The organism is Paenibacillus sp. EKM206P (assembly GCF_011066155.1).
In the GTDB taxonomy this organism is placed as follows: Bacteria; Bacillota; Bacilli; order Paenibacillales; family Paenibacillaceae; genus Paenibacillus; species Paenibacillus polymyxa_D.
On sequence record NZ_JAAMNQ010000003.1, the window covers coordinates 396,800 to 422,555 of the forward strand.

The window sequence follows — 25,756 nt, forward strand, 5'->3', positions numbered from 1 at the left end:
TTCCTGCTCGTGCCAGCTTTATTGTCATCCTGCTCCCCCTCTACTGCTCCACCCGCAGAATCTGCTGTACCCATAAAAACCCAATCAGGGGAAAAGACAGCTCTAGCCGGTCAGGGCCAATATCTATCCATGACTTATACAGAATATGTAAATGGGAAAAATGCAGATCAAGGCATGGTTATGCGTGTAATGACGTACGACTTGAGTAGTAAGAAAGTGACCAAGCTGGCCGACGTCCCCTATACCTCCCAGTACCCGCTTTCTGTGGTGTCCTTGCCTGATCACAAAATTTATTACTCTGCCGGTGTTGGTGATAAGGGAGACCAGTTATTTTCGTATGACTTGAATACCAAAAAAACGAACAGCTTACCGATAATTTGTTTGCCATCAATCGTATCGTACCAACTACTCCAGATGGCCCACTCGTTCTGGTTGCGGTCAAAAAAGGAGAACGTATACTTAAAACTATTTTCTACAATAAAACAACGCACGCCATGAAATTTATGCATGATGAAAACCAAGATAAAAACCATGAAGAACAAACTTGGTCTATAACCTATAATCCAGCCAAAAAAGCAATTTACAGTTCACATTATTCAGCTAAGGAGCAAGATGAACAAAGAGAAATCTCAAACCGAACACAGACCATTATGATCCCACCGGATAACAAGGTTACAGAAATCAATAGCGTCACTAAGCAAGAGCGTTCTGTTATTACACTAAAAAATCAAGAAATATCATCGATGTCCAGCAGTAATGATAAGCTGCTCCTCATAACCACTCGATTCATTAATGGTGGCAATCCAGAGTATAGTCTGATTGATATTGCAACAGGTAAACGCACCAAAATCAAGTTGCCTATTTTATCCCGCCAATTTGTCTATATGTCCCCCGACGGCAAGGGTGTCTACTATTTGGGTAGCGCCTCTGAGAAAAATGAGGAGGAAGGGCGCGGCGTATATTATTATGATTTCACATCGAAAATTCAAACCCCCATCTTTATACAAGAAGAGGGTTTCATCAATAACTTCATGCTGCTGAACAAGTAATTGCTCTGATTAGCAACATGCCAAAAAGCCGGAAAGAAGCAAGTTTACGCTATCTTTCGGGCTTTCCTTATCTGTTTAGTGTTTACTTTGTAACTATAGCCGTATTAGTCTTGCTCCGTAGCAGGCGCTTGTACTGATTCTGTTGGTTCTTGAATAGACTCAGTTGCTGTCTGAACCTGACCGGATGATACCTCTGCTGTAGCACGAGCCAAGAAATCATTAAGCTTTGCAGCAAGCCCCGATACAGCTTCCTTAGCTGCTGCCCGTGTTGCCTCCTCGTTTGTCTGTACGTCAGTAGCGAGTGCCACTTTTGTTTTGGCCTTATACTCCAGATATGCCTTCTCAATCGCGGATTTTAACTCTACTTGGGATACTACGATACCTTGACTGGAAAGAGTAAGTGAAGCATACTGCAAAGCCTCCTGAAGCTTACGTTCTCCTCCAGCTTCTTTAAATGCTGTTTGAGCAAAAGCAAAGCCCTCCCCAGCAATTTTATGGATTATTTCCCTCTGTGCCGCCGTAGTACGCGCTTCTAGCCACACATTAACCTTAGTTTTGAGTTTTGTTCAGACCTCCTAAAACAAACGCTGTAAGCACACCCACAGCGGCTGTGGAGATGGTATTTACGTAAGGTTGCACAGTTTCGATAATTGATTGCATGATTACTTTTCCCCTTTCGTTTTCAACGATGCGATTTTATTTTTTGAATCCCAGGACACTACTGCCCGTAAGCTTCTGCAATTGGCTTGAGTTGCACATAAGCCGTATCGTCTACAAGTTGGACAGTTTGCAGCTTGGCTCTGTTTAAATACGCTTCCTTACGGGTGTTGTCCCAGTGATAAGAAAAGCCCAATACATCTGCCAAAGACCGCAACGGTACATAAGTTCTGGAGCCATGTAGAAGTGCTCTCCCCGCTTCTTTGCCATTGACGCAGAATATGCCGGGTGTAACGGATTCTGTCTCTTGTGCAGGGACAACAGCGCTGAATCGCTTACACAGCTCGTCCGCTGTACCGTCAAACTCATTCATGTCCACGTTCCCTTTTATCCCAGCTACCTTGCCGCTGTCGCTGTATTGCCAAATATCCCAACGTTTCCATGTCACTGTGTCGCTTGGGACGCGAGTGTCACTATACCGGGCTATCCATAATGGGTAACCGCCCAATGAGGCGTTAAAATTGGCGGCAAAGGCACTACCCGTGTAAATGATTGGCTTTCGTCCTGTCAGGCGCTCCAATTCCAAAAGAAAGGCTAATGCTACAGCACTAATAAGTGTTTGGAGAGCTTGCCAGGATTGTTTTCGTAGTCCATCACCGCAGGAAGCTCCAGCGCTTTGGCACCTCCAACCTGATCCTACACATCAGCAAAATGCCGTGCATCCGCTTTCTCTGTGTCAACACTGGTGGCATCTAAAAAATGATAGGCCCCCAACAACACGCCTGCTTTCTTGGCTTTTTTTGCATTTGTAATGAATGTTGGGTCAACATAACTTGCCCCTGACTTGCTTTAATGTAGGCAAATGAAATACCGTCGGTTTAACCGCCTTCCAATCAATCTTTCCTTGATAACGGGATACGTCTATTCCTTGGGCATTACGGCTGTTTCGTCGTTGCATCCTCTTTCTCTCCTTCCTTACCACTTTTACTTTTTAAAACTTCTACGGCCTGTCGGATCACAGGCGGGATAGGAACGCCGAGTCTGCCACCATTCTCCAAAATGGACCGTAGCTCATTTTCCATATAAAAATAGGCGACCGCATCTCGGAATAGGTGCGAATCGCCTAAGACTCCATCAATTAGATGGGATACTGCTACCATTGCAAAAATAAATACCTTTCGAGCTATACCGATAAGACCAATCTTGCTTTTTAAACCTGGTCCGGTACCCTTCTTACCTTCTACGGCAGCGGCAAATAATCCGGTCACATAATCAATAATGACCAGAGCAAGTAACACCCCCAATACTCCCGACCACCCACCATAAAAATACGTCACAGCGCTGCTTCCTAAAGCAGTACAGAACTTAAAAACTCCCACTTATCCAACCTTCTTCCCCCGTCTCTCCGTTCAGGAAACTTTTCCTGAGCTATCATCATTTGCTTTTTGATTCTTTTCCTCTTGGGCCTGTATCTCTGCTAATGCATTTCCTACCGCAATATCCAAACCTATAAGAATTTCTTTCCGGCGTGCTGGCTGTGAAGCAATTACAGCAGAAATAACCTCAGTCAATTCTTGAACCGATCTGGTTAGATCCAGTTGTATATCCAATGTGGATTTTATCTTTGCCATGTATTTCGTCACCTCCTCAAGACGCAAAATAAGCCCCTGAATTATCAGAGGCTTTTCATACTTGTATCTTAAATTAATTTGCTGCTATAACGCTACGAGTTTTAAAGGGAAATATTGTTCAGTGAATATAAATTTGTAGACGGACAATACGTCATTAAGCTAACGGACAGTTTAACTTGATTGGTGATATTATGCTACTCTATAAATAAGCAAATAATTTAATCAAGAGGTGTAATAATGCGGTTTCATGAATTTTATATCGGACAAGTATTTAAAACCAAGTCTTTGAAATTAACTCAAGAGGATATTACCAGATTTGCAAGGGAGTTTGACCCGCAATATATGCATTTAGATGAAGAGAAAGCATTAAAAGGCAGGTTTAATGGAATTATCGCTTCAGGAATTCAAACATTAGCTGTTTCTTTTAAGCTTTGGGTTGAAACAGGGAGTTACGGTGATGAGGTTATTGCTGGAACTGCTATGAATAATATTAAATTTATTAAGCCAGTATATCCAGGCGACGAATTGTACACCATCGTTGAAGTGATTGGAGTAAAAGAGATGAGGAATGGAACAGGACTCGTTACTGTAATGCTGTCGACTTTCAACCACAAAGAGGAGCAAGTTTTTGAAGGCGATTTATCCGTTCTGGTTAAACAGTAAAGTTTTATAAAATCAATTATTAAAGGTTTGAAGAGGCCCATGCATTCTAGCACGGACCTCTTCTCTTTATTTATACATGGCTTGACTTGCGGCTTTATGTTCAGCCACACGTTGCAGTAATTTCTTCATTTGGCGACCTTTAAGTTGCCCTTCTACAACTGAATTTCGCATAGATTCTACATCTTGAACCCGCACTTTACCCCATGATGAAAGCGATTGTACAGTGCGATAAATTGCTTTGCTGCCACTTTATTATGGGTCTCGACTTGAAAACCAACGCTGTTCGTCGGGTGTTTGTAACAGACAATGACTTGGGCGATCTGCTTAGGATCTGTTGGTTTGTGTACAGACAACTTAGCGTTGGATTGATGATTTAGCGTACCCAGTATTCCTCTTAGCAACTAATCTTCCGGAATTCGCATAACCTGAAGATGATGTTCACGAATACCACTTCCAATCCCACACATATCATGGTAGTTGCAGAATCACGTACGATATCACCTATTTTGGATAACATATTTATATTTTCTGGTGTTCGACTAGCATTTTCGTTCAATGTAATAATGATAAATTCATCTACTGCTTTTGTATTAGAACTGTACAAGCAATGCGATAGAACGAGAAGCATCATACAAACCATAGAGGTAAAGCTGCTTCAAGAGGGGGCTAATCCATGTAAAATTTTGGTTCAGTGTAATGAATTTCACATCTTTCCGGGCCAACCTGTTCTACCATAGAAGAGTGATACGCCGTGCTGGGCAGACCACTTTGGTCGGGACGGTTACGTCTTGTTCTAAACTAGTTACACAGGCTGTCTGGCATGCGCGGCAAGTACGCCTTTATTTTGATTCGAAGCGGAGTGTCCAGATGTTGAATACCGAATTGGAATACCGTGAGCGCATCAGGAAGTTGGCCGTATGTATTGTCAAACACTACCGGGGAAAAGGACCGGACAACGTCAAGGTTTCACTGGATTCGCCGCTCCGGATTACGGTAGAAATTCGAGGTACATTGTCTAATCTGTCCGAAATCCTCGTTCATGAAGGGGCTGAGGACAAGGTCAGAGAATATTGGGACGTCCTTCGTCCCTATCTGGAAAAGGAGTTTATGAACGAAGCCGAAAAAACACTCGGCAGTCCCTTCACTTATACTTGGGAGGTCTGCCCCTCCGTCCATGGAGACGGACACATTATCATTACTCTAGAACTACAACACATACACCGGTTGGATTAGCGGGAAGGAGCCTTGTCTCCTCGCTCGCGGATAAGCCAGTACAGGATGCAGCGTAAAGCGGCATTTTTGTATTGGCTTTTTTTATGTTTCGAGTTTCATCTATTTCATATAAAAGAGGTGCTGCACTTATGGCAGACAAGGTATTGACCGTATGTCCCTACTGCGGGAGCGGTTGTCAGCTTCATTTGCTGGTGGAAAAAGGACAGGTAATTGGCGCAGAGCCGGCTGGTGGTCGTACGAATGAAGGAACGTTGTGTCTAAAAGGACACTACGGATGGGATTTTCTGAATGACCCGCAAATTCTGACTGCACGCTTGCGCAAGCCCATGATTCGCAAAAATGGAGTTATGGAGGAAGTGGAGTGGAAGGAAGCCATTCAATATACTGCCGAACGGCTGTCAGCAATTAAGGAAAAATACGGACCCGACTCCATTATGGGAACGGGCTCCGCACGTGGTCCGGGAAATGAGGCCAATTATGTCATGCAAAAGTTCATGCGGGCGGTCATTGGCACGAACAATATTGACCATTGCGCTCGTGTATGCCATGGCCCTTCTGTGGCAGGTTTGACTTACTCGCTCGGAGATGGAGCTATGTCCAACTCTATTCCTGAAATTGAACACTCTGATCTCATTTTCGTATTTGGATATAATGCACCCGAAACACATCCGATCGTCGCAAGACGCATTGTAGCTGCCAAGCAAAGAGGCGCCAAAATTATTGTATGCGATCCGCGCATGACCGAAACAGCTCGTATCTCGAATATGTGGCTACCCTTAAAGGGCGGTTCGAACATGGCTTTGGTGAACGCTTTTGGTCATGTACTTGTGCATGAAGGACTGTACGACAAACGATATGTGGAAGCAAACACAGAAGGCTTTGCCGAATATGTAGACAGCATTAAAAAATATACTCCCGAATATGCGGAAGGCATTACGGGGGTCAAGGCGGCCGATATCCGGGCGGCTATGAGGGAATATGCAAAGGCCCCTACCGCTACCATTTTGTACGGAATGGGCGTATGCCAATTTTCACAGGCCGTTGACGTAGTAAAGGGGCTCGCTTCCCTTGCACTGTTGACCGGAAATCTGGGCAAGCCGAATGTGGGTATCGGACCAGTACGGGGACAAAACAATGTACAGGGTTCCTGTGACATGGGTGCTTTACCGAATGTGTATCCTGGCTATCAGGATGTAACAGACACCACGGTTCGCAAAAAGTTTGAAAAAGCATGGGGTGTTGAGCTGCCCCGTAAAAAAGGATATCCACTTACGGAGGTACCACACCTCATCCTGAAGGAGAACAAGCTGAAAGCTTATTACATTTTCGGCGAAGACCCTGTACAAAGTGATCCGAACGCCGCCGAGTTGCGTGAAGCCCTAGACCAATTGGAATTTGTCGTGGTCCAGGATATTTTCATGAACAAAACAGCGCTGCATGCCGATGTCATCCTCCCTTCTACTGCTTGGGGCGAGCATGACGGTGTATATTCTTCGGCAGATCGGGGCTTTCAGCGCATCCGAAAGGCCGTCGAGCCACAGGGTGATGTAAAGCCAGACTGGGCTATTATTAGCGAGGTTGCTACCGCCATGGGCTACCCTATGTCCTATGCAAACACAGAGGAAATTTGGGATGAAATGCGTAGCCTCTGCCCATTATTCTCCGGTGCCAGCTACCAAAAAATGGAGCAGCAAGGCGGCGTGCAATGGCCCTGCCCTACTGAGGATCATCCAGGTACACCGTATTTGTATAAAGGAAATCAATTTTCGACACCTAGTGGCAAAGGCAGATTATTCGCCTGCGAATGGCGTCCGCCACAAGAACAACCGGATGCAAAATACCCGCTTGTCTTGTCTACAGTCCGTGAGGTAGGCCACTACTCCGTTCGTACCATGACTGGCAATTGCCGTGCGCTGCGCCAATTGTCTGATGAGCCTGGCTTTATTCAGATTAGCCCGGAAGACGGAGCAGATCTGAATATTCTGGATGGTGAAATTGTTGCCATATCCTCCCGCCGGGGACGCATCATGGCTCGGGCACAAATCAGTGACCGTGTGCAACAAGGTGCGACCTACATGACCTATCACTGGTGGGTTGGAGCATGCAACGAGCTGACCGCTGATTTTCTCGATCCGGTATCCAAAACCCCGGAATTAAAATACTGTGCCATCCGCCTGGAACGAATCGCCGACCAAGCTCAGGCCGAACGTGATGTACATGAATCGTACCAACAGATTCGCAAACAGATGAACGTCCAGGAAGCTGTTTTGGCTGATAAGGTGACAAGATGAGCGGCACAGGGAATATGATGCACCGTCCGACTGATACCCGGTCAGCTTCGATGAGTAGAATGGGAGCAGCCGGTAGAACAAGCGCTGTTGCTTCTTCTTTTGTAGTCGCAGACGCCGGGCAGTGCATCGGCTGCAAAGCCTGTGAACTGGCGTGCTTCGCCGTTCACAGTCAGGCTAACGGTATAGGAGCTTCGGTCGGAACCGTCAGCGTTCCTGTCGTACCCAAGGTGTATGTTGTTCGTACAGGGGATACGTATGTGCCGGTGCAATGCCGGCATTGCGAAAATGCCCCCTGCGCACATGCCTGTCCGGTGCAGGCCATTCGTCAGGAGGACGGAGTCGTCATGATAGATGAGGATCGATGTATCGGCTGTACTTCCTGTGTTTTGGCCTGCCCCTTCGGGGCAATTGAGGTGTCTCCGGTCTACCGGGCCGGACACCTTGTGACGCAGTCCGGCCTGACTCACCGGGCAAATCGAGTGGCCCTTCCCCGCACCGCGGCAAGCAAATGCGATCTGTGTGCGGAAACAGAGAACGGACAGCCTGCATGTGTAGATGCCTGCCCGAATCATGTCCTACGGCTGGCCAAAGGTATATCCGACTCGCCTCCAGAGCCTCGGCGGGAAGTCTTTTTCCCACGCCTGTAAGGTCAAAATCAGCCGCAGAAAGGTAGAAAAACATGTCAACCACTATAGACAAGATCTCTTCACCTCCTTGTATGAAGACGACTGATTGCACAGACCCTGTCATTCATATTGACCCGAAGCTCTGCACGGGATGCAGACGCTGTGCTGAGGTTTGTCCAGTAGATGCCATAGAGGGACTGCCTGGAGAACCGCAAACCATTAATGCAGACCGATGTGTTATTTGCGGTCAATGTGTACAAATATGCAGCGTATACGCATCTGACTGGGCAGGTTCATCTCCACAGGAAAGCGCCGCTAGACGGCTGGAGCGTATACAAGAACGCGATATGCCTGCCGACATCAGAGAGCCGCTATTCGCTGCCTATTATAGCTACAACTTGAATAAGGTAAGCGATATGATGACCAAACCTGGACAGTTTCGGATCGTCCAATGTGCTCCGGCCATTCGTGTTTCACTCGCGGAGGAATTCGGAATGCCATTCGGCACCTTGACGCCTGGGAAAATGGCTGCTGCTTTGCGCCGCCTTGGTTTCGACCGGGTATATGACACCAACTTTGGAGCTGACGTGACCATCATGGAGGAAGGCACGGAATTGATTCGTCGCGTGACCGAAGGCGGTCCTTTGCCTATGTTCACATCCTGCTGTCCAGCATGGGTCCGATTTGCCGAGATTGAATATCCCGATCTGCTAGACCATCTATCCAGCTGCAAATCTCCGATGCAAATGTTAGGAGCGCTTATCAAGTCTTATGGCGCACAACTGGACGAGGTGGAGCCTGCGAATATATACAGCGTGGCCATCATGCCATGCACCTGTAAACAATTTGAGTGCGATCGTCCTGAAATGGAATCAGACGGTTACCGTGATGTGGATGAGGTACTGACCACGCGTGAACTTGCATACTGGATCAAGCAGAGCGGAATTGATTTTGCAAACCTGCCTGATGAAGAATTCGATTCACCGTTAGGGCAATATTCCGGTGCAGGCTCCATTTTTGGAGTCACTGGAGGAGTCATGGAAGCTGCCATCCGTACAGGTTACGAGCTGCTGACGAATGAAAAACTGCCGAAGCTCCAACTCGATTTTGTACGTGGTGAGGAAGGCATTCGAGTAGCTGAGGTTCAGGTAGGCAAGCTACAGCTCAAGGTAGCGGTCGTCGCCGGGCTACAGCATGCCTATCAGCTATTGGATCGTGTCCAGGCGGGCGAATGTGATTATCATTTTATTGAGGTGATGGGCTGCCCTGCCGGATGTATCAGTGGAGGGGGACAACCCAAGATCATGTTAGAAAAGCAACGAATTGAAGCTTATCGGGCACGTAAATCCTCCATCTATGGACATGATGCTGCACGCCAGGTACGAAAATCGCATGAGAACCCTCACATCATTAAACTTTATGATGAATTTCTAGGTGAGCCGCTGGGTCATGTGTCGCATCATCTTCTGCACACGACCTTCCAACAACGGGGGCCCGGCAAGCAAAGCCGCAGTAGCACTATTTCTATCAAAGGGGATACGGATTACTCCATTCATTAATACGTTAAGTTTTTTATGCTGTATACATTATATTTGTCGTTAGTTAGAGAGGAGTCGAATTGTATGAACCGTTTTGTTTTAGCTGATCCCGACCAGTGTATCGGATGTCGTACCTGTGAAATCGCATGTGTCATCGCACATTCAGCGGAGAACCCTTTTATCTCACCAGATGATGAGTTTCATTTTCACCCTCGTCTGAAGGTTATTAAATCATTTGGAGTCACTGCACCCGTTCAGTGTCGTCACTGTGAGGATGCCCCATGCGCTAACGCTTGTCCGAACGGCTCCATTACGAACGCAGATGGCTGCATTCTCATTAACAGTGAAAGCTGCATTGGCTGTAAAACCTGCATGATCGCCTGCCCTTACGGCGCGATTACCATGGTACCCGAGTATCGAAACGGGCAGCCTGTCGTTCAAGACGGACTGTACACCAATATGTCAGGCCGTTTGCAACCCAAAGAACGCATGATTGCCAGCAAATGTGATTTGTGCGAAGGTGTGGACGGCGGCCCGGCCTGCATTGGTAAATGTCCAACACAAGCCCTCAAGCTGGTCGAGCCAGATCTGGTTCATGCTCGGGTTGAGGAAAAACGCGCTGCAAGTGCACGTCAGCTGCTGCATATGACACGCATTCCGGCAACAGGTCTATGACTGAAGGTTTCCCTCTACCTACAAATACGCGAACCGAGCGGGATGCGTTAGGAGAGATGGAAATTCCCGCAGACGCCTTTTACGGTATTCACACCGCACGCGCGATGAACAATTTTGCGGTCAGTGGCAGGCCTGTGAACCCAAACCTGATCCACGCTCTTGTGTTGGTAAAAAAAGTAGCCGCTCAAGTGAATGGAGAGCAGAAACGGCTTCCTGTCCAACGGGCCTCTGCCATTGTATATGCTTGTGATGAAATACTCGCCGGGAGACACCAACATATGTTTACCGTGGATGCTATGCAAGGCGGCGCAGGCACCAGTACCCATATGAATGTAAATGAGGTCATTGCTAATTTGGCCATCGTACAGCTAGGAGGCAGACCAGGGCAGTATGAAATTGTACATCCGCTGGATGATGTGAACTGCTGTCAGTCTACGAATGATGTCTATCCCACAGCGCTACGAATTGCAGCGATACGGCTGCTTCGGCCTTTATGTGACACAATGTCTTCGTTACAGGATGCTTTACAGCACAAAGAAACAGAATATGCCGACCTACTCAAGCTAGGCCGCACTCAGCTAATAGATGCCCTGCCCATGATGGCCGGGCAGGGCTTTGGTGCCTATGCAAAGGCTATAGCGCGCGACCGCTGGCGTCTCTATAAGGCCGAAGAGCGGCTGCGGGAAATCCCTATTGGAGGCACGGCGATTGGCACAGGTATGAACGCGCCCCGCGCTTACAGCTATCGGATGGTCGAAAAACTGGCGGATGAGACCGGCTTTGGACTGAGTCGCAGCGACCACCCGATGGATCCGATTCAAAATATGGATGTCTTTGTGGAGGTGTCCGGTCTACTCAAAGCAGCCGCCGTGAATCTGTACAAAATATCTGGCGATTTTCGCCTACTGGCCTCTGGTCCTTTCGGTGGTATTGGCGAATACACGCTGCCTCCAGTTCAGGCCGGATCCTCTATTATGCCTGGCAAGGTCAATCCGGTAATAGCTGAAATGGCAGGACTAACAGCCATGCGTGTGATAGCCGAAGATGCGGCTATCACTATGGCCGCTGCCTCGGGTCAGTTGGAGCTAAACGCATTCCTGCCGCTGATTGCCGAATCGTTGCTGGAATCGCTACATATTCTGAACAGAGCGGTTCGACTATTCGAAGAACGATGTGTGCGTGGCCTGATCGTGCGTGAAGAACGCTGTATTACAAATCTACGTAACTCAGCCGTGATGGCTTCTGCGCTGGTCGCGGAGCTTGGCTATGATGAGGCTGCCTCCATTGCATCGACGGCCATTGTGCAAGGTCGCGCACCAGAGGATATTGCAGAAGATCGCGGCCTACTGACCCGTTCGCGGATTGACCAATTATGCCATCCCTATACAGTAACCAAGCCCGGAATTCCGGGGCAGGAAGAAGGAACTCACCATGGGAATGAATGATACCCCTCGTAGCAACCGACCACATATCGTCCTGCTTGGTCGCCGTAACGCAGGCAAATCCAGCATTCTGAACACCCTGACTGGTCAGCCCGTCGCAGTGGTATCTCCTGTAGGAGGAACGACCACGGACCCCGTTTTCAAACCGATGGAGCTGCTCCCAGCGGGTCCCATTGTTTTGGTAGATACCGCCGGACTGGACGATGAGGGTGAGATCGGAGAGCTGCGCCGCAACAAAACGCTAGAAATACTTAATAGTACAGACCTGGCTCTTCTCGTTATCGACGCCACCGTTGGAGTCGGATCATTCGAGCATGAGCTACTCGAAAAGCTCCGTATCAAAAAGATTCCTGTTATTGGGGTATTGAATAAGATAGATACCCTTACAGAATCAGATAAAACGGCTACAAAACTGGCTACTGAACTGGATCTCACCCTGATTCCTTTCAGTGCATCTTTGCTCCGGGGAGACACGGAACTGAAAAAGGCTATCACGAATACACTCCCCCAAAACGAGGATCGTTTTCGTATCGTCGGTGACCTGTTGTCACCCGGCGATGTTGTTGTGCTGGTCGTTCCCATTGACAAAGCTGCACCAAAAGGCCGATTGATCCTGCCACAACAGCAAACAATCCGCGATACACTAGAGAGTGATGCCATCGCCGTAGTGACCAAAGAACATGAACTACGATTGACACTGGAGAGATTGGGACGCAAGCCTCGCTTGGTCATTACCGATTCACAGGTTTTTATGAAAGTAGCGGCTGACACGCCCAAAGATGTGCCTCTCACCTCTTTTTCCATCCTGTTTGCCCGTCATAAAGGCGATCTGGACGAACTGGTACGAGGTGCAAGAGCCATTGATCGCCTCAAAGATGGAGACCGTGTACTTATTGCCGAAGCCTGCACTCACCAATGCCAATCTGACGATATTGGTCGAGTGAAAATTCCCCGCTGGCTCCGCCAAACGATAGGCAAACGTCTCATCATCGAGCATGCATCCGGCTCCAGCTTCCCTGATGATCTGAGCGAATATGCACTGGTTATTCATTGCGGTGCATGCATGCTCAATCGGCGTACGATGCTTCATCGAATGTCGGAAACGAAAGCTGCCGGCGTGCCGATTGTGAACTATGGTGTTTTCATCGCTTATGTACAGGGGGTCTTTCCCCGTGCTATTGAATGCTTCCCATCTGCTATGCTGGCATGGGAGCAAGCTGTAGAGGCCGGCAGTTATTCCTAAAAGTCCTCATCTCGGTATTCATATTTTTTTCCAGACACACAAAAGCAGTCGCGCTGATTTCAACGCGACTGCTTTTTATTTTCAAGTTCATTATAAATCATGAGATTTCATAGCGTGAAATGATACTACGAATAATATAAATTGCTAAAAATACAAATCGCGTTCGCCTGCTTCCAGTCGTTCAAGTCTGTCAAGCGTCAAACGGCGCGTCGATTCACGTGGTATACGCTCCAGATTTTCTCGCAGAGCGGCAGCTCCCAGTTCACGTGCCTCCTCATCCCCATAATCCAGCAGATATTCTTGGAAGGTCAGCAGCGAATTCGGCTGGCATACATTATGAATTTGTCCTGATTTGGCAAGCTCCATGAAACGATCTCCAGTTCGCCCCTCACGGTAGCAAGCTGTGCAGTAGCTCGGCATATATCCGCCACGGCACAGACTTTTAATAATTTCCGATGGTGAGCGATGATCCCCCACCTCAAATTGAGGCTTATCATCAGTTTCCTGTTTTGCATATGCCCCTACGCCTGTAGCTGAACCTGCACTAATCTGCGACACGCCTAGACCAATGACGCGGTCCCTATATTCCGGCTCCTCGCGCGTGGACAGGATCATTCCAGCATAAGGGACAGCCAGTCGAAGAACGGATACAATTTTCATAAAATCCTCATCGTTGACCAGGTACGGATATCGCTCCAGATCTACATTTTCAGCCGGACGCAATCGTGGAACTGAAACCGTATGAGGGCCACAGCCAAAGGCTTCTTCCAAGTGCTCGGCATGTTTCAGCATCGCTACGGTCTCATAGCGAAAATCATACAGACCGTACAACACACCGATCCCCACATCATCTATACCCGCACGCATGGCTCTGTCCATTGCCGTAGTGTGCCAATCAAAGTCCCGCTTTGGTCCCTGCAGGTGGAATTTACGATAGCTTTCACGATGATACGTTTCCTGAAATAAAATATACGTTCCAATGCCCACCTCTGCCAGCTTCCGATAGTCCTCTTCGGTTGTGGATGCAATATTCACATTGATCCGCCGAATGCTGCCGTTATCCACCTTGACCTCATAGATCTGGCGCAGACAATCGACGATATAGTCAATGGGACAATGAACTGGGTCTTCTCCCGCTTCCAGCACGAGTCGCTTGTGTCCCAGTTCTTGAAGCACTCTAACCTCCTCCACCAATTCCTCCGGTGTCAGACGGCTACGAGTAAAGCTGTCATTGGTATGTTTATAACCACAATATTCGCAGTTATTCACGCAGTGGTTGCTTACATATAAAGGGGCGAACAACACAATCCGGTTGCCATAAATTTGCTCTTTGACTGCCCTCGAAGATTTGAACATCTCTTCCAATAATTCAGGATCATCCACATGTAAAAGAGCCGCCGCTTCACTCGCACTCAGTCCCCGGCAGGCTCTCCCCTTTTCTAAAATTTCTAAAATACGGTGTCGATCTGTTGCCTCTTGTTTCCCCTGCTCCACTGCTGCCATAATCTCTGCTTCATTAATAAAATCCGCCGATACTTTCTCCCGTACTCCACTCACGTATACCCATCTCCTTATTTATGGTTACTGCAATGTTTCCGTCATAGCCTCACAAAGTTTCCTATCTCATAAGTTGTCGTTGCACCCTCAAACTATCACCGCGCCCCATATCGACTTCAAATCCCGCTCCACGAATCCGCAGTTCCAGGCAATGACGACATTGGGCAGACTCATCTCCCAAACATATTTTATTCTCATAAATCGCATACTTAGGCCTCACCGCCAGTGGCGACAAATTGGGCATCACCACATTTGCCCCTGCCTGAAGCGCCTTCTCCCTGCCTTGGGGATGAATCGTTCCCATTGCCGTGGACGCCGGAATAAGTGCATCTGGAACAACCAGTCGGGATAACGAAATAATATCGAGAGCTTTTTCCATGCTCCCCTGACTGGCATCCCGAAGCGGCGTGTTGCTATGCGGTAAAAAAGGACCAATCCCGATCATATCTGGTGACAGGCTATGCAGATAGACCAAATCGTCTGCTAATTCACTATTTGTTTGTCCTGGTAACCCCACCATACATCCGGCCCCGATCTGAAAGCCGATTCGTTGCAAAGCCAGCAGACGGCTGCGCCTGCTTTCCATCGTCATCGTCGGATGCAGCTTGGCGTACAAACGGGGGGAAGCTGTCTCATGCCGCAGCAAAAAACGGTCCGCGCCCGCCTCGTATAATTGCTCATAAGTTTCATCATCTCGTTCACCGATGGACAGTGTGACTGCCACATCCGCGAAACGGCTTTTAATTTCTCGAATCAATTTCGTCAGCCGGGCTGCTGTAAACCAGTAATCTTCCCCACTTTGCAGCACAAAGGTCCGATAGCCGAGTTCATAGCCCTCCGCACAACAGGCCAGAATTTCTTCCGGCTGCAAACGGTAACGATCTGCCTGTTTATTCGAAGCACGCAGCCCACAGTACATGCAGTCCTGACGACATATACTGGAGAATTCAATTAATCCCCGTAAAAAAACACCTTTGCCATAGCGCTCCAATTTGGTGCGAGCTGCCAGGTGCCTCAGTTGAGCCCGTAGCGTCGGCTCATCATCCAAACGTGTCAGCAACTCCATCATTTCCGTATGCGTCCATTCCTTGCCGTCAGCCAGACGCAGTAATAATTCGTCCGTGACTCATCCCTTCTTCCCTCGTCCATCCGGACTTCGCATCATCAGCGGCTTGTACCGTACATGTATTATTCTAGCAATATCGAAGAAGATGTAACGTGACTAGTTTCACAAAAAATCCCATTTTATAAAAACCTTCTTCAACTTCCGCCTCAAAAAATACACATTTAGCTCAACACACAAAAAAGCTGTCTCTTCCTCTAATGGAAGAAACAGCCCTTGTCGATGATTCTGCATATTACTGAATCAAATCAATTGCCTGCTGGGGTACAAAATAATCAACACCGTTAAATACAACTACACCGTTGAGCGTGGTATTTTTACCATTCAGCATAGCAATATTTTTGTATACCGGAAGCTCCAGCTTGTTACTGCCTTTGGTCACTGTAATGACTTTCGTATCCGCAGTAAACTTGGCTCCTTTAGCTTCAAAAGCGGCTTTTGCAGGAACAAAAAGCTGCTTGCTGACTGTATCCAAGTCCAGTCCAAGTACACGTGTCATATACTTATTTACATCCGTATTGTCGATTACACCGGATGGACGGTCTCCGTTCGGCGCGTACGTGTACAACACGACATCGCCTCCTGTATGTCCGCCTGTAGTCCAGCCAATATTCGCACGTTTGCTAATGATCGGTCCGACAGCATAGTTCATGCTGCCTTCTTTGGCATCTTTAATGGTTTTCACTTCTTCGTCTGTCAAATCGGTGATGCCAAAATACGTGGAAAGCACCTCTTTAATATTGCTGCGATCTGCATTCAGCTTGGCTTCCAAGCCTTCACCCGTCAGCTTCGCTTTTTTCAGCGGGTCTATAAAAGCAGCTAAAGGCGTTTTGTCATAATTGCTAGTTGTATCGCTGCTACCAATCGTCAATCCACCGTTTCCGTGGTCTGTCACTGCTACGACGACAGTATTTTGGTTTTGTTTGGCGTAATCCACAGCCACTTTCACCGCATCGTCAAATGAAAGCACGTCACTAATAATTCCGGTTGGATCATTTGCATGGGCGGCCCAATCCACTTTACTGCCTTCTACCATTAAGAAGAAGCCTTTATCGTTTTTGGACAACACATCAATGGCTTTCGATGTCATTTCCGCCAGACTAGGTTCCTTGGATGCATCGCGATCCAGGTTATACGCAAGGGCTTCGGGAGAAAAGCTGCCCCAGAGCTTGCTGGAGGTCGATTTTTTCAACCCTTCAGGTGTCGTGACAAAGTCATAACCCTGGTCTTTAATTTGGGCTACCAAATCTTGGCCATCTTTACGCCCTGCTGCCTCCAAAAACTTGCCGCCTCCACCTAACACTACGTCAACCCCGTTGTAGGCTTGCTGCATGCTGAGTGCATCATAATTTTTACGATCAGGATAATGTGCGGTAAAATCAGCTGGTGTCGCATGCATAATCTCGGAAGTCGCAATAATTCCGGTCGATTTTCCTGCCAGCTTGGAAGCCTCAAGAATGGAAGCTACAGGTTTTTTGGCGTCACCCCCTGCAATGGGTTGTTGTCCAGGCATTGTCGCTTCATCAGGAAGGACACCTACATACCCAGTATGAGATTTATGTCCTGTGGCAAAAGCAGTACCCGCTGGAGCAGAATCGGCAATTGGAGCATCCGCAGAATGCGTACGCACCATGCCGCTTGCCATGCTGTCTAACGTTAAGGAGGATCCTTTGTACCATCTAGCCAGTGCAGTGGCGTCATTAGCCATACCGTCTGGAATCAAAATAATTACGTTTTTAATCGACGTGTCCTTTTCGACTGCCATCGCCGTCCCACCGCTTACTGCTAGCATCATCGTCGCTACGAGTGCAGCCACCGATTTTTTCGTATGTAGCCCCCAACATTTTAGCATTCATTTTCCTCCCAGATCTTTTTTGTACAACCAGAACTAAGATTAATTATGTTTTATCAGGAGAATGTTAAAGGAATTCATTATCTATATTAAAAGACGATATTTGTGACAAAACGCTTCATCTATATAATACTTGTGACACATGAGATTCGTCAGGACTGGGCATTTAATTTTATTATTGTATAATCAGTCTATGATGTAATAGGAAAAGTTTATAAGATAAGGAGCATGAAATTCGATGGAATTCAGACAGCTTCAGTACACCCTGCAAATTGCAGCGGAAAAAAACTTCTCACGCGCAGCAGAAAAACTGCATATTGCTCAGCCTTCTTTGAGCCAACAATTGTCCAAACTTGAAAAAGAACTTGGGGTACTTTTATTTCAACGCAACACCAGCACGGTGGAATTAACACATGCAGGAGCAAGCTTTGTAGAAAAGGCAAAAAAAATAGTTGATGCAGTCGAGCAGCTCCGGCAGGAAATGGACGATATTTCTCAGCTGCGAAAAGGGAAGGTCGTCGTTGGCAGTATGCCTATCACAGGCTCCCATTTGCTGCCGCATGTGCTGCCTGTATTCAAGAGAGCTCATCCAGACATTGAAATCGTGTTAGTCGAAGATTCATCCATGAATCTGGAGAAAAAAACGGCAAGTGGCGATACAGATCTCAGCCTGCTCTCTCTTCCCTTAGTAGAACCTACACTTTCTTATGTACCCATCGGTGAAGAATGGATTGATCTCGCTGTTCCTCCGGGTCATCCCCTAGCCCTGCGTAAAAATGGTACCCAGCCGCTGCCAGTGCATATGGAAGAACTGAAAGACGAGCCTTTTGTCGTCCTGAAAAAAGGGCAAGGCTTTCGCAAGCTGACGATGGATCTATGTCATCAAGCAGGCTTTGAACCCAATGTGGTGTTTGAAAGCACTAATATGGAGACCCTTCAATCGCTCGTAGCGACAGGTATGGGCGTGACACTCGTCCCACGTTTTATCGCACGGGCCGCCAGTAGCGAGTTTGTTCCAGCATTGCTGCCACTCGCCGAACCTACTCCCAGCCGTACCCTGGCCATTGCTTACCGGAACGGACGTTATTTGTCTAAAGCTGCCGAAGCTTTTATTGATACCTTCCGAGAAACGGTCGAGCAACTTTCTCAAAAGTAGCCTCGAACGTGAAAAGGACCGTCTTCCTCCCCAGCCCAAGCCAGAGAGGAAGACGGTCCTGGGGCTTCGCCCCTATACTTTCAATACTGCAATTAGATCACGGGTTCGATTACACTGTTGCGATGTTGCTTCCATCTGTCTTCAACGAACCACATTTCATGTTCATTTGAAATTCATGTCAGCCTCGCCTGATTACTCTACGCTTGCTCGGAAACTCCACTTTATCCATCCCGCATCACTTCTTTCCTTAAGGTCTCTAGTCTTGGTATCCAAGAATGTCCTACCTCAGTTCCAATGTGCTGTGTGATCCCAAAGTGTCTGTCCTCGCCTTGTTGTGATCAGGGTCTCCCTAGATGTGGTGGACTTTTGTCCTGATCATAGCCCATTTCATAGTTGTTTCCGACAACCTGTCTATTTAAGCCTCTCGGCCGTGACAGGCCATCCCTATTCGCCAGTTCGGATCTACTTTGATTATCCATCGTTATCAACCTCCTGGTGTCGGGATACTATTATAATACACCTATAGGCTGTATCTGAAACAGGTATCATAAAAAACTTTTTTATGATCGAGAAGAACCAAATGCTTGCTGTACCTCGGCTTCACTCACTTGTGTTTTAAAGACCAATTTCGAAGGATCTTGAGGTGAATAAATGACCTCTATAATGCTTCCTTGCTGCAGCTTGGATAGTTGGGAAGAAAAAACATCCTTTTGCGTGGTTACATTAAAGGTATCGCCGTTGCTTTTCGTTACACTCAGCGTAAATTGAAGCTTAATTTTATCGGATCCCGCTTCACCCATGGGTGTAACATCCAGCACCTTTGCATATGCCTGCTCACCGGTTTTGGCAATTTCCATCAGCTCGGGCGATACGCCCTGCTTGACCATTTGCTCATTCATTAACGCTTGCAAATCCATCTGCGACACCTGCCCTTTCAGGTCAAGTCCTACTTTCTTTTTGTCTTTCTCCGATATTACGAGTGGAATGATCGAGCCTGGCTGAAATTGAGCCATGGAAGTTAAAGGAATAATCGTCGTCAAAGCAGTATCATATTTGTCTTCTCCCTGTTTGGTTACGGTCAACCCAAGTTTTACCTGCGGCTGATTGTTTACATAAGTCCCTGTTTGCTGAACACTAGTAATGATCCCTACCCCAGGAGCACCCTTCTTGACTTTACCCCCTCCGAAAAACGCACCTATAATACCAGGTAGAAATATAAGCGCAAAGCCTGTATAAATTAACGGCCGATACCACGGAGCATCCATAATCAAAAATGGATCATTCCATAAGTAGTTAGCCAAGAATGGTGAGAAGCCTACACCAAACACTAGAAGTACCCCGATCATACTCAAAAATCCTTTCATCCTTCAAAACCCCTTTTCAATCATCTGTTTAAAATATATGTCAGCAAGATAGGGTGAAACACCTCATTCATTTTACGCTGTCACCAGACCCATATAGATCAGCTCTGATGGATTTTTCGGGTTGCTTCCCAGACCCACCGTATCTCCAGGCCGCGGGATTTGCAGCTTGGATACGAGCGTTTCCAACGTTTTTTGGTATCGATTGCCGTTAATTTCTGTCACATCTAGCACTAGCACTACGATCGGATCAAAATTCACGAGCTTCCCGGTATCTGTTACCGAAATAATAACCGCAGTCGCTGCCATCGCCAAACCACCGTTAGCCGCTGTTTGAGCTTGTCTTGCCGAATTTAGGCTTTGGTTGATCTGTTCCCGATGCTCTTTGGGTACTAGACCTTTCATAAATAAGCCTGACAGGCCTTTATTCATCAGTTGGTCTGCTTGTTCTATCGCATCCTGCTGTTTTTTCTTTTTACCGAAAAAGTTCATCATGTGATTGCACCTCGTATTTTGTATTGTCGTACCTTATGAATTCAGTATAGAAGACGGTTCCTGACATCACAATACGTTTTGGCACATACAAAAAAACCGGAAAAACAGGAGCTTCAACCTGTATTTTGTCGGTTTATTTTTGAACTTTGGCACGGTTCGCACAAAATTTTGCACACTTCCGAGTATTCTTTCGAACAATCTATCCGATAGTTTTGTGAAAAGCGAATGATTTCTGACTATTTTTTTCTTAAAAGATAGACCAGTTTACGATAATACGCAGATGATTCTTTATAACGACGACTGTCCTCGGACACCACAGCCAGCGTTTCATATAACTGTTCAAGCCGCGCTGGATGCTGAAGAGCTTCAAAATAAGGCAAGCATTGCAAGGCATGCATCCAAAAGGCGTCCTGATTTCCCTGAGCAAGCGCAAGCTGGCTTTCATAAAAATCAAGCCCCATTTGCTGATCTGTTGTCAGATTGGTTTGGCGAAGCTGATCCAAATGCTGTGAGAGAAGGCCCCAATTTTTCCGCACAAACGCAATCTCACAACGATATATCAGCGTAACGGGCAGCATCATCTGCTGCATTTCCTCCCGCTCCCGACTCACCAGCGCTTCAAAACGCCCTACTTCCTCCAATGCCTTGTCCAGCTCTCCAATCGATGTCAGCATAATAATCCGGTTGTTCAGGATGGTCGTGAGCATATCTGCCGCATTTTCCAAATAGACTAGATTGGCCTCAGCCATAGACAGCGTTAACAGTGCTTCCTGTACAGAACCCATGGCAAAACAATATCCGCTGTAAGCTACATACAGGCCCGTCAAACGGTGAAAAAGCCGATCATCATACACCCTTCGCATCGTCTGCTCGAATACCTGCTTCGCCTGATCAAATTGCTTAACCTGAATGCAGGCCTCCATCATAATGTTTTGCGCATTGAGCCAGTTTTCCGTCCCCTCTTCCACCAATCGGATTAACTGCGTAACGTTATTCAGCACATCATAATAATGATTTTTAGAGCGGAGATACTGGATTTTATAAAATAAAATTGCTTTTTTTAGCGGTGCGGGCAGCTCCACCTCATCCGAACGACCAAACTTCTCCAAATAAAAATTCAAATAGGTTTGATGTAAATATTCATAGGCCGTTGGGTCATTTAATTGCTGGTAATAAACGGCCTTCATCAAATAAGTCGTCATTTCCACTACCAGTGAATCGTTGCGATCCTCCAGCTGATCCACATAGCCTTCCGTGGCAGGATTAGCCAGCTTGGACAGCTCTGTAAAAATCTTATCCGCTGTAGCCAGCGTTTCCTCATCCTCTGCCGCTGCACGTAAGAGGTACGATGGGTTTACACCTAAACGCCCAGCAATTTGCTCAGCCAGATCCTCTGCTAACGGGTAACGGTCGGCCAGTATATTCGCAAAATGTGCAGGTGTCACCAGCCCGTCTACCAGCTCTTTACGGGACAGGTTTTTCTTTTTACACAAAAATTCAATGCGTTCCTTAAGCATGGAGTATTCCTTTCTACACTGATTATCGGTCATACAGTGAGGGACGCCGATCTTCAAACACCGGAATACGACCACGCACGTCCTGCACCAAGGCAGACTCAATCGTTCCTGTGAGAATCTCCTCCTGCTCTCCGCCCTCAGCAATGATTTCTCCCCATGGATCAATAATAAGCGAATGCCCGAAGAAATCAGTATCTCCGCTGCGACCTACCCGGTTACAAGCAATGACATACATTTGATTTTCTATAGCACGTGCGGTCAGCAAGGTGCGCCAGTGATGCAGCCGAGGATGAGGCCATTCTGCGGGTACGATCAACAAATTTGCGCCCGACAGGGCCAAACTGCGGGCTAGTTCAGGAAACCGGATATCATAGCAGATCGACGCACCTGCCTGAATCCCATCATCCAGTGCGAATAAAACCTTTTCTTCGCCAGGCTGCAAATATTTTTCTTCATCCATAAGTCGGAATAGATGAATTTTGGAATACGAAGCAACCTCTCTGCCTGTTCGGTCAAAAACGAGCATCGTATTATACACATGACCGTCGCTTTTTTTCTCTGCGATTGACCCTGCTACTACATTCACTTGATGGGTGGCGGCAAATGCTGCTATCCATGCCCGAGTCTCCGTCCCTTCTTCGTCCGCCAGCTCATGAATGCGCTCCAAGGCATAGCCTGTGTTCCACATTTCTGGCAGGACAATCAGATCCGGCTTCAGTTCGGCTTTCATCGCTTGTTCCATTAAAGCTCGGATATGACTGCGGTTTTCCGGGGGATTTCCTATCTCTATGTGAGCTTGTATGAGTGCAACACTGAACGGCTGAGCTTCCTGATACGTCAAAATCCTTCATCCTCCTTGTGTGCCGGAGCTTCTCGTGACCCATTGTCCGGTATTTTCTCCCATCATAGCCCGATCAGTCTGGATTACGCAACCATGCAAGCTTAATTCCCCCTATACAGCTCGGTAAAATCGTGATAGATTATTTCTTAAACTATTCCAAAAGGTCGTGTACATGGATGACTCATTTTTCTATTCCTTCTTCTGACGTCATGAAACAGTTACCCACTCAATTTTTTGCCACACTTGTACAAAATGTAAACCGTGAAATCGCGGCGGGGCATGATGTCATTAATCTCGGACAGGGGAACCCCGATACCCCCACTCCTTCTCATATTGTAAAAGCTTTGCAGGAATCAGCAGATAACCCGCTATATCATAAATATTCGCCATTTCGCGGTTATAGCTTTCTCAAGGAAGCCGTTGCCCAGCGCTATCAGGAGGATTACGGTGTAACGCTCAATCCTGAAAGTGAGGTCGCCATCCTGTTTGGCGGAAAAACGGGTTTGGTTCAGCTCCCACAAGTCCTACTCAATCCCGGTGATGTATGTCTCGTCCCTGATCCCGGTTATCCGGACTACTGGTCAGGTGTAGCCTTGGCTAAAGCGGAAATGTCTTTTCTGTCATTAAAGGAAGAGAATCGTTTTCTGCCCGACTATGAAGCCATTTCCGCGGAAGACCGCCGCCGCGCTAAGCTAATGTTCCTTAACTATCCGAATAATCCTACCTCGGCTACTGCTCCACTTTCCTTTTACGAGGATACGGTTGAATTCGCGCAACGTAACGGCATTGTGGTTGCCAGTGATTTTGCCTATGGCGCTATTGGATTTGATGGCGAACGTCCGGTAAGCTTCCTACAGGCTAAGGGTGCTAAAGACGTGGGGATTGAGTTCTATACCTTGTCCAAAACGTACAATATGGCGGGCTGGCGTGTTGGTTTCGCGCTCGGTAATGCCGAAATCATCTCGATGATTAACCTGCTGCAGGATCATATTTATGTAAGCTTGTTTGGCGGCATTCAGGCAGCCGCAGCAACAGCCTTGACGGCCTCGCAGAACTGCGTAAGCGAGCTGGTTGCCCGTTATGAATCGCGCCGTAACGCTTTTTATGATGCACTTGGGCAAATCGGCTGGAAGGCGACACGCCCAAGCGGCTCCTTTTTCAGTTGGTTGCCTGTGCCGCAGGGCTATACTTCTACTTCTTTTGCCGATCTGTTGTTGCGGGAAGCCAAGGTGGCTGTCGCTCCAGGGATCGGCTTCGGGAGTGGCGGCGAAGGATATGTGCGAGCGGGGCTGCTGAGCTCAGAAGCTCGACTGACCGAGGCGGCTGATCGAATTGGCAAGCTAAACCTGTTTGGTTAATCCGTATTTTCCAGCTACAACTTCTTTGCCAAACCTGGTCTTTTCGTGGTATTCTGTATCCAATATCATTTAGCGCGTTGAAGGGACTATTAAGAGAGACCCGGTCCTGTTCAGAGAGTAAATTCCGATAGGCTGCAAGAATTTACCTGGACTCTCTCCCAACTCCTATCCCCGAGCGCCCTGCGCAATCAGGCGGCCCCTGCCGTTAACAGGTTTCAAGTGGGATGATCATGAATCATCAATGAAGGTGGTACCGCGGAAGCACAAACTTTCGTCCTTTGCATACAAAGGATGGAAGTTTTTTTGCATTAAAAAGAGTAAAATTAAGGAAGTGGACGTCATGTCAACACGTATCGTCATTAAAATCGGTAGCAGCTCTCTAACTGGAGTGGAAGGTGGCTTGAATCGGGAAGCCATCGCTTATTTTGCCCGGGAAATCAGCTTGCTTCGTGCAAAAGGTTATGAAGTGCTGCTGGTTACATCAGGCGCAGTAGCCGCCGGATTCAGAGAGATTGGGTACCCGTTTCGCCCTAAGCTGCTACATGAAAAGCAGGCGGCAGCGGCTGTTGGCCAAGCTCTTCTCATGCAGGCCTATGAGCAGGCTTTTAAAGATTTTGACCTAGTGATCGCGCAGGTTCTGCTTACCCGTAGTGACTTTTTGATCCGCAAACGGATGAACAATGCCGGAATGACCGTAGAAGAATTGCTGCGCCAGCAGGTTATCCCGATCTTTAACGAAAATGACACGGTATCAATTGACGAATTGAAATTCGGCGATAACGATATGCTGTCCGCGCTGGTTGCCAATCTGGTCAAAGCTCAGCATCTGATTATCATTACGGACACCGATGGCGTATATACGGCAGATCCGCGCAAGCATCCGAATGCCGTACGTTTTGAACGTATCGAAGAAATTACAGAGGAGATTTATGCATTAGCTGGAGGTTCTGGATCGTCTGTAGGTACTGGCGGCATGCGATCCAAGATCGAAGCTGCCAAAGTCGCTACACGCGGCGGTGTGCCTGTATATGTGGGACGTGTAAGCGCGAATGGCGATCTAGACGCAGCCGTTGAAGGACACGGACCGGGAACATATTTTGACACTCACCTCTCTTCACTTCCGATGAAAAAACAATGGCTTGGATTTATGTCCACCCCTCTGGGCGCGGTGCATGTAGACGAAGGGGCCGAGGACGCGCTGGTTCACGGAGGACACAGTCTACTTCCGGTTGGCGTACGACGTGTCGAGGGCAGCTTTCATGCCGGAGATGTCGTTGAGGTGCTCGGACCGGAAAATAAAGTGTTAGGACGCGGCATCGTCAATTATGACGATGAACAGCTTCGAATGGTACAAGGATTACCGAGTGGTGAGGTTGTGGGCAAAATTGGTCCCATTCACCGGCTTGAGGTGATTCACAGGGATGAATGGATTACATTATGTATGTAGG

23 protein-coding genes and 1 pseudogene are annotated in these 25,756 nt (G+C 47.6%); 12 read left to right on the forward strand and 12 right to left on the reverse strand.

What is annotated here, in order from left to right; all coding sequences use genetic code 11:
* Positions 1 to 377: 377 nt before the first annotated feature.
* Entirely contained in the window at positions 378 to 1,049 is a 672-nt protein-coding gene (locus G9G53_RS08515; RefSeq protein WP_165146406.1) for a hypothetical protein, read from the forward strand.
* A 104-nt stretch (positions 1,050 to 1,153) separates the two neighbouring features.
* On the opposite strand, the gene G9G53_RS08520 is transcribed toward G9G53_RS08515, so the two are convergent.
* The 4 genes and pseudogenes from G9G53_RS08520 to G9G53_RS08535 all read right to left on the reverse strand — a co-directional run bounded on the left by G9G53_RS08520 (position 1,154) and on the right by G9G53_RS08535 (position 3,337).
* Positions 1,154 to 1,591 carry a phage holin, LLH family gene (locus G9G53_RS08520; RefSeq protein WP_238794825.1) on the reverse strand — a complete coding sequence of 146 codons (438 nt, stop codon included), beginning with the start codon at positions 1,589 to 1,591 and terminating at the stop codon, positions 1,154 to 1,156.
* 440 nt (positions 1,592 to 2,031) lie between these two features.
* Positions 2,032 to 2,664, reverse strand: a pseudogene (locus G9G53_RS08525) (glycoside hydrolase family 25 protein); the annotation flags it as partial.
* Positions 2,642 to 3,043: a phage holin family protein gene (locus tag G9G53_RS08530; protein WP_238794824.1), complete on the reverse strand. Its 402-nt coding sequence runs from the start codon at positions 3,041 to 3,043 to the stop codon at positions 2,642 to 2,644. The gene G9G53_RS08530 and the pseudogene G9G53_RS08525, both read right to left, overlap by 23 nt.
* A gap of 72 nt (positions 3,044 to 3,115) precedes the next feature.
* Positions 3,116 to 3,337: a hypothetical protein gene (locus G9G53_RS08535; protein ID WP_165146841.1), complete on the reverse strand. Its 222-nt coding sequence runs from the start codon at positions 3,335 to 3,337 to the stop codon at positions 3,116 to 3,118.
* Between the two features lie 237 nt (positions 3,338 to 3,574).
* Between G9G53_RS08535 and G9G53_RS08540 the strand changes: the two genes are divergently transcribed.
* The 8 genes from G9G53_RS08540 to hydF all read left to right on the forward strand — a co-directional run bounded on the left by G9G53_RS08540 (position 3,575) and on the right by hydF (position 13,048).
* Positions 3,575 to 4,000, forward strand: a complete 426-nt coding sequence (locus G9G53_RS08540; protein ID WP_029517401.1) for a MaoC family dehydratase — start codon at positions 3,575 to 3,577, stop codon at positions 3,998 to 4,000.
* A gap of 867 nt (positions 4,001 to 4,867) precedes the next feature.
* On the forward strand, positions 4,868 to 5,233 hold the full coding sequence (locus tag G9G53_RS08550) for a hypothetical protein (RefSeq protein WP_013310644.1): 366 nt from the start codon (positions 4,868 to 4,870) through the stop codon (positions 5,231 to 5,233).
* Positions 5,234 to 5,361: 128 nt separating this feature from the next.
* Positions 5,362 to 7,524, forward strand: coding sequence for a formate dehydrogenase subunit alpha (fdhF, locus tag G9G53_RS08555; RefSeq protein ID WP_029517400.1), 2,163 nt, complete (start codon positions 5,362 to 5,364; stop codon positions 7,522 to 7,524).
* A complete protein-coding gene (locus tag G9G53_RS08560; RefSeq protein ID WP_029517399.1) occupies positions 7,521 to 8,171 on the forward strand; it encodes a 4Fe-4S dicluster domain-containing protein in 651 nt (216 codons plus the stop codon). The genes fdhF and G9G53_RS08560 overlap by 4 nt, the downstream gene beginning before the upstream one ends.
* 32 nt (positions 8,172 to 8,203) lie before the next feature.
* Entirely contained in the window at positions 8,204 to 9,709 is a 1,506-nt protein-coding gene (locus tag G9G53_RS08565; RefSeq protein WP_238437745.1) for a [FeFe] hydrogenase, group A, read from the forward strand.
* 63 nt (positions 9,710 to 9,772) lie between these two features.
* Positions 9,773 to 10,363, forward strand: coding sequence for a 4Fe-4S dicluster domain-containing protein (locus G9G53_RS08570; protein ID WP_013310648.1), 591 nt, complete (start codon positions 9,773 to 9,775; stop codon positions 10,361 to 10,363).
* On the forward strand, positions 10,360 to 11,808 hold the full coding sequence (locus tag G9G53_RS08575; RefSeq protein WP_165146847.1) for an aspartate ammonia-lyase: 1,449 nt from the start codon (positions 10,360 to 10,362) through the stop codon (positions 11,806 to 11,808). The genes G9G53_RS08570 and G9G53_RS08575 overlap by 4 nt, the downstream gene beginning before the upstream one ends.
* Complete coding sequence (gene hydF, locus G9G53_RS08580) at positions 11,795 to 13,048, forward strand: [FeFe] hydrogenase H-cluster maturation GTPase HydF (protein WP_165146850.1); 1,254 nt, start codon at positions 11,795 to 11,797, stop codon at positions 13,046 to 13,048. The genes G9G53_RS08575 and hydF overlap by 14 nt, the downstream gene beginning before the upstream one ends.
* A 144-nt stretch (positions 13,049 to 13,192) precedes the next feature.
* On the opposite strand, the gene hydG is transcribed toward hydF, so the two are convergent.
* From hydG to G9G53_RS08595, 3 genes are all read right to left on the reverse strand, one after another.
* Positions 13,193 to 14,605, reverse strand: a complete 1,413-nt coding sequence (gene hydG / locus G9G53_RS08585; RefSeq protein ID WP_013310651.1) for a [FeFe] hydrogenase H-cluster radical SAM maturase HydG — start codon at positions 14,603 to 14,605, stop codon at positions 13,193 to 13,195.
* A 61-nt stretch (positions 14,606 to 14,666) separates the two neighbouring features.
* On the reverse strand, positions 14,667 to 15,707 hold the full coding sequence (gene hydE, locus G9G53_RS08590) for a [FeFe] hydrogenase H-cluster radical SAM maturase HydE (RefSeq protein ID WP_274385934.1): 1,041 nt from the start codon (positions 15,705 to 15,707) through the stop codon (positions 14,667 to 14,669).
* Positions 15,708 to 15,963: 256 nt separating this feature from the next.
* Positions 15,964 to 17,580, reverse strand: a complete 1,617-nt coding sequence (locus G9G53_RS08595) for an alkaline phosphatase (protein ID WP_165146853.1) — start codon at positions 17,578 to 17,580, stop codon at positions 15,964 to 15,966.
* Between the two features lie 238 nt (positions 17,581 to 17,818).
* Between G9G53_RS08595 and G9G53_RS08600 the strand changes: the two genes are divergently transcribed.
* Complete coding sequence (locus G9G53_RS08600; RefSeq protein ID WP_029517394.1) at positions 17,819 to 18,736, forward strand: LysR family transcriptional regulator; 918 nt, start codon at positions 17,819 to 17,821, stop codon at positions 18,734 to 18,736.
* A gap of 338 nt (positions 18,737 to 19,074) precedes the next feature.
* Here G9G53_RS08600 and G9G53_RS08605 read toward each other — a convergent pair whose 3' ends face one another.
* The 5 genes from G9G53_RS08605 to G9G53_RS08625 form a co-directional block, all read right to left on the reverse strand.
* Positions 19,075 to 19,215 carry a hypothetical protein gene (locus G9G53_RS08605; protein WP_165082404.1) on the reverse strand — a complete coding sequence of 47 codons (141 nt, stop codon included), beginning with the start codon at positions 19,213 to 19,215 and terminating at the stop codon, positions 19,075 to 19,077.
* Between the two features lie 81 nt (positions 19,216 to 19,296).
* Positions 19,297 to 20,100 (reverse strand): hypothetical protein, encoded by an 804-nt coding sequence (locus G9G53_RS08610; RefSeq protein ID WP_165146856.1) that lies wholly within the window; start codon positions 20,098 to 20,100, stop codon positions 19,297 to 19,299.
* Positions 20,101 to 20,172: 72 nt separating this feature from the next.
* Positions 20,173 to 20,592, reverse strand: a complete 420-nt coding sequence (locus G9G53_RS08615; protein ID WP_029517392.1) for a hypothetical protein — start codon at positions 20,590 to 20,592, stop codon at positions 20,173 to 20,175.
* A 236-nt stretch (positions 20,593 to 20,828) separates the two neighbouring features.
* The gene (locus G9G53_RS08620; protein WP_029517391.1) at positions 20,829 to 22,109 is read right to left on the reverse strand and encodes a helix-turn-helix domain-containing protein; all 1,281 of its coding nucleotides are present in this window, start codon (positions 22,107 to 22,109) and stop codon (positions 20,829 to 20,831) included.
* 22 nt (positions 22,110 to 22,131) lie between these two features.
* Positions 22,132 to 22,950, reverse strand: coding sequence for a carbon-nitrogen family hydrolase (locus G9G53_RS08625; RefSeq protein WP_165146859.1), 819 nt, complete (start codon positions 22,948 to 22,950; stop codon positions 22,132 to 22,134).
* A gap of 176 nt (positions 22,951 to 23,126) precedes the next feature.
* Here G9G53_RS08625 and G9G53_RS08630 point away from each other — a divergent pair, with 176 nt between their 5' ends.
* On the forward strand, positions 23,127 to 24,308 hold the full coding sequence (locus G9G53_RS08630) for a pyridoxal phosphate-dependent aminotransferase (RefSeq protein ID WP_165146862.1): 1,182 nt from the start codon (positions 23,127 to 23,129) through the stop codon (positions 24,306 to 24,308).
* Between the two features lie 241 nt (positions 24,309 to 24,549).
* Entirely contained in the window at positions 24,550 to 25,755 is a 1,206-nt protein-coding gene (gene proB, locus G9G53_RS08635; protein WP_069011518.1) for a glutamate 5-kinase, read from the forward strand.
* The last annotated feature ends 1 nt before the right edge of the window (position 25,756 follow it).